The 13,372-nt window shown below is 38.2% G+C and carries 13 protein-coding genes; 9 read left to right on the top strand and 4 right to left on the bottom strand.

Annotation, left to right across the window (positions count from 1 at the left end; genetic code table 11):
• The 7 genes from JEP40_RS00130 (at window position 1) to nqrM (ending at window position 5,837) form a co-directional block, all read left to right on the top strand.
• Window positions 1-1,239, top strand: a complete 1,239-nt coding sequence (locus JEP40_RS00130) for an NADH:ubiquinone reductase (Na(+)-transporting) subunit B (RefSeq protein ID WP_198621926.1) — start codon at window positions 1-3, stop codon at window positions 1,237-1,239.
• Window positions 1,232-2,020 (top strand): Na(+)-translocating NADH-quinone reductase subunit C, encoded by a 789-nt coding sequence (locus tag JEP40_RS00125; RefSeq protein ID WP_198621925.1) that lies wholly within the window; start codon window positions 1,232-1,234, stop codon window positions 2,018-2,020. Before JEP40_RS00130 ends, JEP40_RS00125 begins: the two co-directional genes overlap by 8 nt.
• Entirely contained in the window at window positions 2,013-2,642 is a 630-nt protein-coding gene (locus JEP40_RS00120; RefSeq protein ID WP_198621924.1) for an NADH:ubiquinone reductase (Na(+)-transporting) subunit D, read from the top strand. Before JEP40_RS00125 ends, JEP40_RS00120 begins: the two co-directional genes overlap by 8 nt.
• Window positions 2,643-2,647: 5 nt before the next feature.
• Complete coding sequence (gene nqrE / locus JEP40_RS00115) at window positions 2,648-3,244, top strand: NADH:ubiquinone reductase (Na(+)-transporting) subunit E (RefSeq protein ID WP_006534792.1); 597 nt, start codon at window positions 2,648-2,650, stop codon at window positions 3,242-3,244.
• A 16-nt stretch (window positions 3,245-3,260) separates the two neighbouring features.
• Window positions 3,261-4,487 carry an NADH:ubiquinone reductase (Na(+)-transporting) subunit F gene (gene nqrF, locus JEP40_RS00110; RefSeq protein WP_072070898.1) on the top strand — a complete coding sequence of 409 codons (1,227 nt, stop codon included), beginning with the start codon at window positions 3,261-3,263 and terminating at the stop codon, window positions 4,485-4,487.
• Between the two features lie 80 nt (window positions 4,488-4,567).
• Window positions 4,568-5,590, top strand: a complete 1,023-nt coding sequence (locus JEP40_RS00105) for an FAD:protein FMN transferase (protein ID WP_198621923.1) — start codon at window positions 4,568-4,570, stop codon at window positions 5,588-5,590.
• 19 nt (window positions 5,591-5,609) lie between these two features.
• On the top strand, window positions 5,610-5,837 hold the full coding sequence (gene nqrM, locus JEP40_RS00100) for a (Na+)-NQR maturation NqrM (RefSeq protein WP_036932601.1): 228 nt from the start codon (window positions 5,610-5,612) through the stop codon (window positions 5,835-5,837).
• A gap of 135 nt (window positions 5,838-5,972) precedes the next feature.
• Here the strand turns inward: nqrM and JEP40_RS00095 are convergent, their stop codons facing one another.
• Both JEP40_RS00095 and JEP40_RS00090 read right to left on the bottom strand, forming a co-directional pair.
• Window positions 5,973-6,185, bottom strand: a complete 213-nt coding sequence (locus JEP40_RS00095) for a CsbD family protein (RefSeq protein ID WP_072070896.1) — start codon at window positions 6,183-6,185, stop codon at window positions 5,973-5,975.
• Between the two features lie 92 nt (window positions 6,186-6,277).
• Complete coding sequence (locus tag JEP40_RS00090) at window positions 6,278-7,150, bottom strand: glycerophosphodiester phosphodiesterase family protein (protein WP_198621922.1); 873 nt, start codon at window positions 7,148-7,150, stop codon at window positions 6,278-6,280.
• Window positions 7,151-7,383: 233 nt separating this feature from the next.
• Between JEP40_RS00090 and dinB the strand changes: the two genes are divergently transcribed.
• On the top strand, window positions 7,384-8,439 hold the full coding sequence (gene dinB / locus JEP40_RS00085; RefSeq protein WP_198621921.1) for a DNA polymerase IV: 1,056 nt from the start codon (window positions 7,384-7,386) through the stop codon (window positions 8,437-8,439).
• Between the two features lie 89 nt (window positions 8,440-8,528).
• Here dinB and JEP40_RS00080 read toward each other — a convergent pair whose 3' ends face one another.
• A complete protein-coding gene (locus tag JEP40_RS00080) occupies window positions 8,529-10,691 on the bottom strand; it encodes a TonB-dependent siderophore receptor (protein ID WP_198621920.1) in 2,163 nt (720 codons plus the stop codon).
• A gap of 300 nt (window positions 10,692-10,991) precedes the next feature.
• Window positions 10,992-12,449 carry a beta-Ala-His dipeptidase gene (gene pepD / locus JEP40_RS00075; RefSeq protein WP_198621919.1) on the bottom strand — a complete coding sequence of 486 codons (1,458 nt, stop codon included), beginning with the start codon at window positions 12,447-12,449 and terminating at the stop codon, window positions 10,992-10,994.
• A gap of 354 nt (window positions 12,450-12,803) precedes the next feature.
• On the opposite strand from pepD, the gene gpt reads away from it, so the two are divergent.
• Complete coding sequence (gene gpt / locus JEP40_RS00070; RefSeq protein WP_036932595.1) at window positions 12,804-13,265, top strand: xanthine phosphoribosyltransferase; 462 nt, start codon at window positions 12,804-12,806, stop codon at window positions 13,263-13,265.
• Window positions 13,266-13,372 lie beyond the last annotated feature (107 nt).

Raw genomic sequence — 13,372 nt, 5'->3', positions numbered from 1 at the left:
ATGGGTTTGAAAAATTTATTTGAAAAAGTAGAGCACCATTTTGAGCCCGGTGGCAAATTAGCAAAATGGTATGTACTTTATGAAGCTGTGACCACGGTGTTTTATACACCGGGCACAGTAACGAGTAATGGTGGACATGTTCGTGACACTATCGATCTAAAACGCATGATGATTTTGGTTTGGTTAGCCGTTTTCCCAGCAATGTTTTGGGGAATGTATAATGTCGGCCACCAAGCGATCCCTGCACTAAATCAGTTATATAGTGGTGTAGAATTACAGCAAATCATTGCTTCAGACTGGCATTATCGCCTTGCGCAATACCTTGGTGCATCATTAACAACAGATGCAGGTTGGGGAAGTAAGATGCTACTTGGTGCAACTTACTTTTTACCTATTTATCTTGTTGTTTTTGCAGTTGGTGGATTTTGGGAAGTACTTTTTGCTTTCATTCGTGGACATGAAATTAACGAAGGTTTCTTTGTTACATCCATTCTGTTTGCCTTGATTGTACCTCCAACACTACCACTTTGGCAGGCCGCACTAGGTATTACGTTTGGTGTTGTTATCGCGAAAGAAATTTTTGGTGGTACCGGCCGTAACTTCTTGAACCCTGCATTAGCAGGCCGTGCATTCCTGTTCTTTGCTTATCCTGCCCAAATCTCAGGTGATCTGGTTTGGACTGCTGCTGATGGTTTCTCGGGTGCAACACCATTGTCACAATGGTCTATATCAGGCGAAAGTGCATTATTAAATACAGTTACCCAACAACCTATCTCTTGGATGGATGCTTTCCTGGGATATATTCCAGGTTCGATTGGTGAAGTTTCAACACTGATGATCTTAATTGGTGGTGCTGTCATTGTCTTTGCTCGTATCGCTTCATGGCGTATTGTTGCAGGGGTAATGGTAGGCATGATCGTGATGTCATATCTGTTTAACTTTATCGGTTCAGATACCAATCCTCTCTTCTCAATGCCTTGGCACTGGCACCTTGTTTTAGGTGGTTTTGCGTTTGGTATGATGTTTATGGCAACAGATCCAGTATCTGCTTCATTTACTGATAAAGGTAAATGGGCTTACGGTATTTTGATTGGCGTAATGGCTGTGCTTATTCGTGTCGTCAATCCGGCTTACCCAGAAGGAATGATGCTGGCAATCTTATTCGCAAACTTATTTGCACCACTGTTCGATTATGTGGTTGTTCAGGCGAATATTAAGCGGAGAAAAGCTCGTGGCTAAAGAGAAAAACAAAGATAGCGTCGCAAGAACGTTTCTCGTTGTATTTATTCTGTGTCTTGTGTGTTCCGTCGTAGTAGCAGGAGCCGCGGTTGGACTGAAGTCTAAACAAGAAGAACAAAAACTTCTTGATAAACAACGTAATATTCTTGATGTTGCAGGGTTACTTGTACCTAAAATGAGCGCAACAGATGTACTGAAAGTGTATGACACTCGTATTAAAGCAAAAATTGTTAATTTTCAGACAGGTGAACTGACTGACAGTAAAGGCAATTTTGATTTAAATGCTGCATTACGCAGTGACGATACTTCAATTGTATTATCACCGGCAGATGATTTGGCCAAAATTCGTCGACGTTCAAATACAGCAGAAGTGTATTTTGTCCTCGATGAGCAAGGTAAAACAACAGAAGTCGTGCTACCTGTCTATGGTTCAGGCTTATGGTCTGTGATGTATGCCTTTATAGCGGTTGATATTGATGGTGTAACCTCTAAAGGTATTACTTATTATGCTCATGGTGAAACCCCTGGCTTAGGGGGTGAGGTTGACAATCCGCAATGGAAAGCACAATGGAAAGGTAAGCGTCTAATCAATGAAGAAGGCGTACCTGCTATCAAGATTGTGCGTAGTGGGGCTGCTTCTGGCAATCCTTATGGTATTGATGGACTTTCTGGTGCGACACTAACCTCAAATGGTATCCAGCATATGTTCGATTTCTGGTTAGGTGAAAAAGGTTTCGGCCCATTCCTGAAAAAAGTTCGTGAAGGAGAAATCAATGGCTGATACAAAAGAAATTAAACGCGTTTTACTTGGGCCATTGTTAGATAACAACCCTATTGCCTTACAGGTATTGGGTGTGTGTTCTGCATTGGCTGTAACAACAAAACTTGAAACCGCATTAGTGATGACAATTGCTGTAACACTAGTTACTGCATTCTCAAGCTTCTTTATTTCACTAATTCGTAATTACATACCAAGTAGCGTTCGTATTATTGTTCAAATGGCGATTATTGCTTCATTAGTTATCGTTGTTGACCAAATTCTACAAGCTTATGCGTATGAAATATCTAAGCAACTTTCTGTTTTCGTTGGCCTTATCATTACTAACTGTATTGTTATGGGGCGAGCAGAAGCTTATGCAATGAAATCACCACCGATTGAAAGCTTTATGGATGGTATTGGTAATGGTTTAGGGTATGGCGCTATCTTGATCCTTGTCGGATTTTTACGTGAGCTTTTTGGTTCTGGTAAATTATTTGGCATTACCGTAATGGAATCTATCCAAAATGGTGGCTGGTATCAGCCTAACGGTTTATTCCTGTTAGCACCAAGTGCATTCTTTATCATTGGCTTGCTAATTTGGGGATTACGTACATTAAAACCTGCACAGGTTGAAGAGGACTAATCGCCATGGAACATTATATAAGCCTGTTTGTTCGTGCTGTTTTTATTGAGAATATGGCGCTAGCGTTCTTCTTAGGGATGTGTACATTCCTCGCTGTATCTAAAAACGTAAAAACAGCATTTGGATTAGGTATCGCTGTTACCGTTGTTCTAGGTCTTTCTGTGCCACTGAATAACTTGGTTTACAACTATGTGTTACGTGATAATGCATTAATGGAAGGTGTTGATTTAAGTTTCTTAAACTTTATCACTTTCATTGGTGTGATAGCGGCACTGGTACAAATCCTAGAGATGATTTTAGACCGTTATTTCCCTGCGCTGTATAACGCATTAGGGATCTTCTTGCCTCTTATTACCGTTAACTGCGCCATTTTCGGGGGGGTGTCATTTATGGCACAACGTGACTATAACTTTAGTGAATCTATTGTTTATGGTTTCGGCTCTGGAATTGGTTGGATGTTAGCCATCGTATTGTTGGCTTCTATCCGTGAGAAAATGAAGTACGCGGATGTACCGGCAGGTATGAAAGGATTAGGCGTTACTTTTGTCACCACAGGGTTGATGGCATTAGGTTTCATGTCCTTCTCTGGTGTTCAGCTATAAAGGGTGAGAAGAACTCATGGATATAATTATTCTAGGTGTCGTGATGTTTACCCTGATTGTATTGGTATTAACAGCATTGATTTTGTTCGCAAAATCAAAACTGGTCAATACAGGGGATATTTCAGTCGAGGTCAATGGAGACCCAGATAAAAGCTTTAATGCACCAGCAGGTGATAAATTACTAAACGTATTATCAAACGAAGGTATTTTTATTTCATCGGCTTGTGGTGGCGGTGGCTCTTGCGGTCAGTGTCGCGTTAAAGTACTAGAGGGTGGTGGTGATATTCTGCCGACAGAACTTTCGCATATTAACAAGCGTGAAGCTAAAGAGGGTTGTCGTTTAGCCTGTCAGGTCAACGTAAAAAACAACCTGAAGTTAGAATTACCAGAAGAAATCTTCGGTGTTAAAAAATGGGAATGTGAAGTTATCTCAAACGATAACAAAGCAACTTTCATTAAAGAATTAGTATTAAAAATTCCTGAAGGTGAAGTTGTACCTTTCCGCGCTGGTGGATTTATTCAGATTGAATGTCCACCTCATACAGTTCGTTATGAAGATTTTGATGTACCAGAAGAGTATCGTGAAGACTGGGATAAATTTAATTTGTTCCGTTACGTTTCTGATGTAAAAGAAACCACAGTACGTGCTTACTCAATGGCAAACTACCCTGAAGAGCATGGCATCATCATGTTAAACGTGCGTATTGCAACACCACCGCCACGTAATCCTGATGTGCCACCAGGCATAATGTCATCGTACATTTGGTCATTAAAGCCAGGCGATAAAGTGACAATTTCAGGGCCATTTGGTGAATTCTTCGCTAAAGAAACTGATGCAGAGATGATCTTCATTGGTGGTGGTGCAGGTATGGCACCAATGCGCTCACACATTTTTGATCAGTTAAAGCGCTTACATTCTAAACGTAAAATTAGCTTCTGGTATGGTGCTCGTTCTGTGCGTGAAATGTTCTACACTGAAGACTTCGATATGCTTGCAAAAGAAAACGAAAACTTCACATGGAATGTCGCACTTTCAGATGCCTTACCTGAAGATAACTGGACGGGATATACAGGATTTATTCACAATGTGTTGTTTGAGAATTACCTCAAAAATCATCCAGCACCAGAAGATTGTGAATTCTATATGTGTGGACCGCCAGTAATGAACGCAGCTGTTATTAAAATGCTCAAAGATTTAGGCGTTGAAGATGAAAACATTATGCTGGATGACTTTGGCGGTTGATCATAACCTCCCATAAAGCATAAATGAATGAAATGACAAGCGCCCACTTATGTGGGCGCTCATGATCAGAAGAGAGAGTTATGTTAAAAAGAAAGATGATAAATTGGATAGTGATGCTGTCTGCTTTAGTTCTACTGTCTGCATGTGGTGAAAAACAGCAGGTATTAGAAGGCGAAACAATGGGAACTTATTACTCGATTAAATATGTCCCTGATAGTAATTCACCTCCACAAAACGTCTTACAAACAGAGATCGATCGTATTCTTGAAGAAGTTAACGATCAAATGTCAACATATCGTCCTCATTCTGAATTGAGTCGTTTCAATCAAAGCCGTGAAATTAATACACCATTTCCAGTTTCACCTGCTACTGCTAAAGTAGTGAGTGAAGCCATTCGTATTAATAAAATCACAGACGGCGCTTTAGATGTGACAGTTGGGCCGTTAGTAAATTTGTGGGGGTTTGGCCCAGAAGGTCGATTTACTCACCAACCTTCTGAAGATGAATTAGCAAAGCGTAAACAGTGGATTGGTATTGATTATCTAGCTGTTGAAGGAAATACACTGATCAAGAAGATCCCTGAACTTTATGTCGATCTCTCTTCTATTGCTAAAGGCTATGGTGTTGATGCTGTTGCTGAGTATTTAATATCACAGAATATCACTAACTATATGGTTGATATTGGTGGTGAAGTAAGAACACAAGGCGTAAATGGTAATGACAAGCTTTGGCGTATCGCGATTGAGAAACCAGCTAATGATGGTACAAAACAGAGTGTTCAGTTAATTATTGAACCGGGTGATAATTCAATTGCAACTTCAGGTGATTACCGTAATTACTTTGAAGAAAACGGTGTCCGTTTTTCTCATACAATTGACCCAACTACAGGCCATCCTATTAAACATAATCTTGTTTCTATTACTGTGATTGTACCCACCTGCATGAGTGCTGATGGACTTTCTACAGGATTGAATGTTTTAGGGCCTGAAAAAGGGTTAGAAGTAGCAAATGAACTCAATATTCCTGTTTTTATGATAGTGAAAACTGAAAATGGGTTTGAAGAGCGTTATAGTAAAGCGTTCGCCCCGTTCTTGAAAAAATAGAATTTAAGGAGAGAAGGTTATGTTAAAAATATTTCTTTTTGCCTTCATCTTATTCTTGATTGCCTTCTTTGGAATGGCGTTAGGATATATTGTAAAGCGTAAAAGCCTTCAAGGTAGTTGCGGTGGTTTAGGGGCTATGGGTATAGAAAAAGAGTGTGATTGCCCTGAACCTTGTGATGCACGTAAAAAACGTATGGCAAAAGAGTCCGCACGAGAAGAACTACTGAAAAAGAATCGAATTCTTTAATAATAAAAAATATATTTAGATAAAAAAAGAGTGATGGGTTTTAATTACCATCACTCTTTTTTATTTCATTCATTCTAAAAAATTTTTAATAGAATAGAAGTTAGATAATAAAAAGTGAACTCTTGTGATAAAGGTTCACTTCCATGGATAAGGGTTTTGTCCTTCCCATTCTAAAACTTCTTTTTTGGCTTCTTCGTAGGAATAATCATAATGTTCTTGAAGCTTACCAATTAATTGCTCTCGTGTACCTTCGATAATATCAAGTTCATCATGGGTGATCTTTCCCCATTTTTCTTTTACTTTTCCTTTGAATAAATTCCAATCACCAGAAATTTTATTGTTTAACATTTTATTCCTCCTTACTTATTTCTATCGGATGACATAATTAAGTGTAGAAGAGAATAAAGTGAATATAAAAGTGAAAGCCTAAATAGACTTATTTACTCTTTCCTAAATATTTTCATTTTAGCCGGAGAGTCAACCATAACGGCATCAGCGCCTAATTCGGTAGCCTGAATATAATCTTTTTCGGTATTGATACCAAAAAGAACAATATTGGCATTGCCACCAGCACGAAAACATGACATTGCATCTTTATCCCAACTAAGAACGGAAAATGATCGAGCTTCACCTAAAGTATATTTTTCAACAACTTCTACTTTTCGATGTAATTCAAGTCCATACCAGCGGGTAATATCTAAGTTTTCAGGCAATAAGCAAACGTGACTCATAGTAATATTGGCGAGGATATCACGAGTAATATCACGACTTTCAAAACGCTCTACATTAGTCGGTAGTGCTTCAAGAAAGGCGGTGTTAGTGGAATAAATGCGGGTTCTATCAAGTGCATTATGTTTACTGAGAACTGTAGCTAATGCTTCACCTTGAATTACGGGATCAGCATCTGGAGATTTTAAATCAAGATAAAATTGAGTAGTAGGAAATTGAATTAAAATTTCATCTAAGGTAGGAATAGTGATCCCTTTATTTCGATAAGGGTATTGCTGTGCTTCTTCAAATTTATAGCCGGCATCCCATTGTTTAAGTTCCTGTGCAGTAAATTCAGAAATCATACCTTGCCCATTAGTTAGGCTTTTTAAGTCACTAGGGCGGTAAAGTACAGGGATGTTATCTTTCGATAATTGAATAGTGATCCAAATTGCATCAGCTTGATTAGAGAGTGCTGTTTTTATAGCAATTTCAGTATTTTCTGGGGCATCAGCCGTGCCACCACGATGCGCGATAATTTTAGGGGATGCCATAAGAATTACAGAATAAAAAAAGAGAGAAATAGCAATAAATAATTTAATCATGAAAAATTATTTCCTTTTTTTATATGTAGTTACAAAACAATTGTTAAAGTAAATGTAATTAATCAACAAGCAAAAATAATCTAACATCACTTTGTGACAATTCTATAAATAAACAGACTAATTCAGATTTTTATGAGAAATACACCTCGTTAGAGGGAGTCAAGAATGAATAAAAATTGTAGTTAATATTTATTTACTGTATATTTGAACAGTAAAGTAGATGAGGTAATTGTATGCGTAAAATTATTCATGTTGATATGGATTGTTTTTATGCTGCGATTGAAATGCGTGATAATCCAGCACTAAAAGAGATCCCAATTGCGGTTGGTGGAAATGCCTCTAGCCGAGGTGTTGTTTGTACCGCGAATTATCCTGCACGTCGCTTTGGTGTCCGTAGTGCTATGTCAACCGCAACAGCATTGAAGCTGTGTCCTCATTTAAAAGTATTACCTGGCAGAATGGCTCTCTATAAAGAAACGTCAGCGAAGATCCGCCAAATATTTTCTCGCTATACTCATCTTATTGAACCTCTTTCACTAGATGAAGCTTATCTTGATGTTTCTGAAAGTAAGCATTGCCATGGCTCTGCAACGCTGATGGCTCAAGAAATTCGTCAACAAATTTTTGATGAATTAAATCTCACCGCATCCGCAGGTATTGCACCGATTAAATTTCTTGCAAAAATTGCTTCTGATATTAATAAGCCTAATGGGCAATTTGTTATTACACCTGAGCAAGTTGATGATTTTATTTTGAAATTACCGCTTAATAAAATACCGGGAGTAGGTAAGGTGACATTTGCTCGCTTGCAAGAGATGGGGCTAGAAACTTGTGCTGATATTCGTCGTACGGATGTTATTTCCTTGGTAAAAGCGTTAGGAAAGTTTGGACAAAACCTTTGGGAGCGCAGCCATGGCATCGATGAGCGTGAAATTAACCCGGATAGACTTAGAAAATCTGTAGGTGTTGAACGAACATTTGCCCGCGATATTAATTCATGGGATGACTGCTTAGTATTACTTGATGGGTTGTATAACGAATTAGAAAAGCGACTCACAAAGGTTAAGCCAGATCTAAGGATCGCAAGGCAAGGTGTTAAGTTAAAATTTGATGATTTTCAATTAACGACACAAGAGCATACTCATCCTATTTTAGAAAAAGCCGATTTAATTAATATCGCTTATCAAGCATGGCATGAGCGCCGAAATGGCCGAGGTGTTCGATTAATCGGATTTCATGTCACCTTACAAGATCCACAAATAGAACGACAACTTCTTTTAGCGCTATAAGAATTAAAAAACCATAGCCGATCAATAGATTGGCTATGGTTAACGTAGTTAATTTATGTAGTTAATTTATGTAGTTAATCTATATTGTATTACCAGCGATAATTCATTGTTGCTGTCATTGTTCTACCTATTCCATAAAAACAAGCAGTATCCCCAGCACAGGATGCAACATAATGTTTATTAGCAATATTATTCATATTTAATTGAATTTCAGCCCCTTTTAAAGAAGGCGATAATTCACCTAAAGAATAACCGATCATCGCATCATACAATGTTACCGCAGGGACACTGATTGTATTTTTGGTATCACCTTGAGATACACCTACATATCTCACGCCAAAGCCTGCTTTAGCTCCATTAAATAACCCTGATGTTTCATCATATTGGCCCCAAAATGATGCCATATGCTTAGGAACTCTAGGTAACTCTTTTCCTTGTGTTCCAGCAATAATGGTTTTTCTGACCTCAGTATCGGTATAAGCATAGCTACTAATGAATGAAATATTTTCAGTTAATTGGCTATTAATTTGTGCTTCAACACCACGACTTCTAATTTCACCTACAGGCTCAAAATAGGCTTTTTCGGCATTATAGTTAGTAACATTACGTTGTTGTAACTGATAAATAGAGAGCGTTGCTAATGTTTGTTGATTTGGTGTGAGGTATTTAATTCCCGCGTCTAATTGGCGTCCTTCACTTGGTTCAAATGGCGCACTACCTGGTGCTCTACGGGTTTGTAGATTGGGCTCAAAAGAGGTGCTGTAACTTATATAAGGCGAAATACCATTATCAAAAGCATATAAAAGACCAGCGCGGCCCGTTAGTTTATTATCATCTTGCTGATCATATGTGGTTGCTAAGAAATCATGAGTTCGTACTTGCGCCCAGTCTTGGCGTAAACCGGCCAGCAATATCCAATTTTGCCATTGGATCTGATCTTGTAGATACAACCCAATCTGATCTCGTTTCTGTAACTGATCTGTTGCTGGCTTTTGTAAGCTCATATTAATCGGATAATTATAATTAGGATCACGCCAGTCCAGATCGTACTCTGAGCCCATAGCTCGAAGTAAATTATCTTGATCTTTACTCCACTGATAATCAATACCTACAATCACAGTATGATTAAGTTTTGCAGTAGTAAAATCAGCTTGTAAACGTGTATCTATTCCTAAAGTATCTGTTTCACGTTGTTCTTGTTGAGCTCTACGTTCAAGTACATAAGGATTGTCTTTTCTTAATGAACCGAAAACAAGGTATTTATATTTTTGATTAATATGACTATAACGAGCATTTTGTACTATTTTGAGTGAGTCACTAAATTCATGTTCGAACTCATAACCTATGCCATATTGTTGGCGCCACGATTGGTGATAATCCGGGTTGTTTACGTCGAAATCAAAAGGAATAGTGCCTTCAGGTGTTTTTTTCACCGTACCATAAGCGGGTAAAAAATTACGATAACCGGCTTCAGGCTCTTGCTGAATAAAGCTTAATAATGTTAAACGAGTTTGTTCATTAGGTAAAAAAGTAATAGCGGGAGAAAGGGCAAAACGCTCTTCTTTATAGTTTTCTATTTGAGTGTGCTGTGTCTTGGCAATACCATTTAGGCGATAAAGAATACGATTGTCATCACTTAATACACCTGAAAAGTCGAATGCAGTTTCTGCTAATTTATCATTACCGGTTCGTACTTGAATGTGGCGAATAGGTGTTGCAGTGGGTCTTTTACTTGTCATTGCAACAAGGCCACCTGGATTTACTTGGCCATAAAGCACAGATGCTGGTCCTCTAACAACTTCAACGCGCTCTAATAACCATGGGTCAAGTGCCCCTGTTGATGATGAAGCTCCCATACCATAGCTTAAACCATCTAAAAAACGAGGTGCATAACTGTATCCACGAATAAAAACCTCGTCATTACGATTAGAACTTCCTCGATATTCAGTGAAAACACCCGGTGTATAGCGCAATGCTTGTGAAACGGAACTGACATCTTGAGCATCCATTTGATCACGAGTAATAACCGTAATGGATTGCGGTGTTTTTTCAATTTCAGTTGGTGTTTTGTTTGTTGATAGTGTTTTTGTGGCAATAAAGCCTGAAACAGGAGATTGTGGATCCTGTGATGGAGCCGCGGTGACAATTATCTTTTCAGGTGTCTTTTGATTAACTGCCGCATGAATTTGAACAGAGAGTAAACTTAAAGGTAAGGCGAGAAATACGCTAGCAACGCAATTTTTGTTAGACACGATAGGACCCTTTGAATTTTTATTTTTTAACTTTAAATGCGGAAGGCATGAAAATATCACTCAATAAATATTAATGCTAATGATAATGATTAGCGTTCTATAAATTATATTTATTAAGATTTTTTATTTATTCCAAAATGGAATAAGCCGGGTTAATATTTGTTCTATAAGGAATAAATTATGATACTTAAGATAGATTGAGTGTGTATGGAGAGATAAATTATTTCTTTATGATAGTATTTGTTAGTAACAAAAAAACCCGCCAATTAAGCGGGTTTCATTATGAAATTTAAAGCGAAATTATTTAGCAGGGATCGCTTTTAAAATTGCTGTTAATAACTGCCAGTATTGACCAACACTTTTAACGTGAACACGTTCATCTGGTGAGTGTGCACCACGGATTGTTGGTCCAATAGAAACCATATCCATATCTGGGTAAGGTTTTTTGAACAGGCCACACTCAAGACCTGCGTGGATAACCATGATGTTTGGTACTTTATCAAACAGTTGTTGATAGGTATCACGAACTAAATGCATAACTGGGGAGTCTGCATCGGGTTTCCAACCAGGGTAACCGCCTTTTGTTTCGATATCAGCTTTAGCTAGTTTTGCTAATGCAGTCAGCATGCTGACAACATAAGTTTTTCCGCTATCAATCAGAGAACGGATTAAGCAAAGGATTTCTACTTTATCGTCAACAATGCTAATAACACCGACATTTAATGATGTTTCAACAACACCTTCAACATCATCACTCATACGGATCACGCCATTTGGCATTGCATTAAGCAGGTTGATTAAGCGTTCTTGGCAATCTGCCTCAAATGCTTTTTTATCTGTTGTTGTATCAAGTAACTCAATTTTCAGATTTTTTTCAGCAATAGCTAATTCGCTTTTTAATAATGCTTCAAATTTTGCTTTTACAACTTCTAGTTGACTTACTTTATCTGCTGGAATTGCAAATACGATATTTGCTTCACGAGGAATAGCATTACGCAGTGTACCACCGTGGAAATCAATTAATTTCAGTGATAATTCTTCTGCATGACCAGCTAAGAAACGTGCTAATAATTTATTTGCATTACCTAAACCTAAATGGATATCACCACCAGAATGACCACCATTTAATCCTTTCAGTACCAGTTGCTTAACAACATGACCTGCAGGAATTGCTTCATAAGAAAGGCTTACAGTGGTTTTAACATCGATACCACCCGCACAACCCATGTAGATTTCACCTTCTTCTTCAGAGTCTGTGTTGATAAGAATATCAGCTTGTAACCAACTCGGTTGTAAACCAAAAGCACCGTCCATGCCGGTCTCTTCAGTCATGGTTAATAGAACTTCTAATGGGCCATGTTTTACGGTGTCATCAGCTAAAACCGCTAATGCAGATGCCATACCAACACCATTATCAGCACCTAATGTTGTGCCTTTTGCTTTGATCCATTCACCGTCAACATAAGGTTGAATAGGATCTTTAGTGAAGTCGTGAACCGTGTCGTTATTTTTTTGTGGCACCATATCTAAGTGTGCTTGTAAAACAACTGTTTTACGATCTTCCATGCCTTTAGTCGCTGGCTTACGAATTAAAATGTTGCCGACAGCATCGCGCTGTACAAAAAAATCTTTTTCACTTGCCCATGAAAGAATGTGGGAAGCTAAGGCTTCTTCATGATGTGATGGATGTGGAATCGAACAAATTTTTGCGAAAATATCCCATAGTGGTTGTGGGGATAGAGTAGATAGTTCAGACACGATGGATCTCCTCTAACAGCATCTGTGTTATTAATAGCCTACCGCTTTTTTAAGGGTTAGCTTTATTATTCTGAGCGTTATACGCCAATGTAATTGAGAATATCACTTTCTTCTGATGAATGCGTCATTCTATTCACATCTCTATCTAAGAAATTAGATCTCTATTTGTATTCATTTTTTTATATGGCTCATTTTTTAATCATAAAAAGAAAATACAGAAAAAAATGAGGATAATCTCACCTCTTTTCACGTTTTCTCTGGTTTTTAGGTGCTCAAATCACTATAATCTCGCGCAACCTTTTTTTCCGCAAAAAAAAGCTTCTCTCGCATTCAAGTAGCTAGGATCACAATATTATGAGCGAAAAATATGTTGTAACGTGGGATATGTTGCAAATACATGCCCGTCAATTGGCGCAACGTTTACTACCAGTCGAACAATGGACCGGCATTATTGCTGTCAGCCGTGGGGGATTAGTTCCCGCTGCATTACTTGCTCGTGAATTAGGTATCCGTCATGTGGATACAGTCTGCATTTCTAGCTATGACCATGATCATCAGCGTGACCTCAAAATCTTAAAAAAAGCAGAAGGTGATGGTGAAGGCTTTATCGTTGTTGACGATTTAGTTGATACAGGTGGTACGGCTAAAGTTATCCGTGATATGTATCCAAAAGCCCATTTTGTGACTATCTTTGCAAAACCAGAAGGGCGTCCATTAGTGGATGATTTCGTGGTTGATATCCCACAAAATACTTGGATTGAACAGCCTTGGGATATGGGTGTTGTCTTTATTCCTCCAGTTTGCGATCAAAAATAATTTGATAGCATTTATTTGGCTGTTTTAATTGAGATCCTCGCCTTGGCGGGGATTTTTGTTTTTATACTTTTATTCTTCCTTTGAGTTATATCTTCGTACGATCACCT

It is taken from the genome of Proteus vulgaris (assembly GCF_016239305.1).
Classification (GTDB): Bacteria; Pseudomonadota; Gammaproteobacteria; order Enterobacterales; family Enterobacteriaceae; genus Proteus; species Proteus vulgaris_C.
This window is presented reverse-complemented; position numbering and strand designations above follow the sequence as displayed.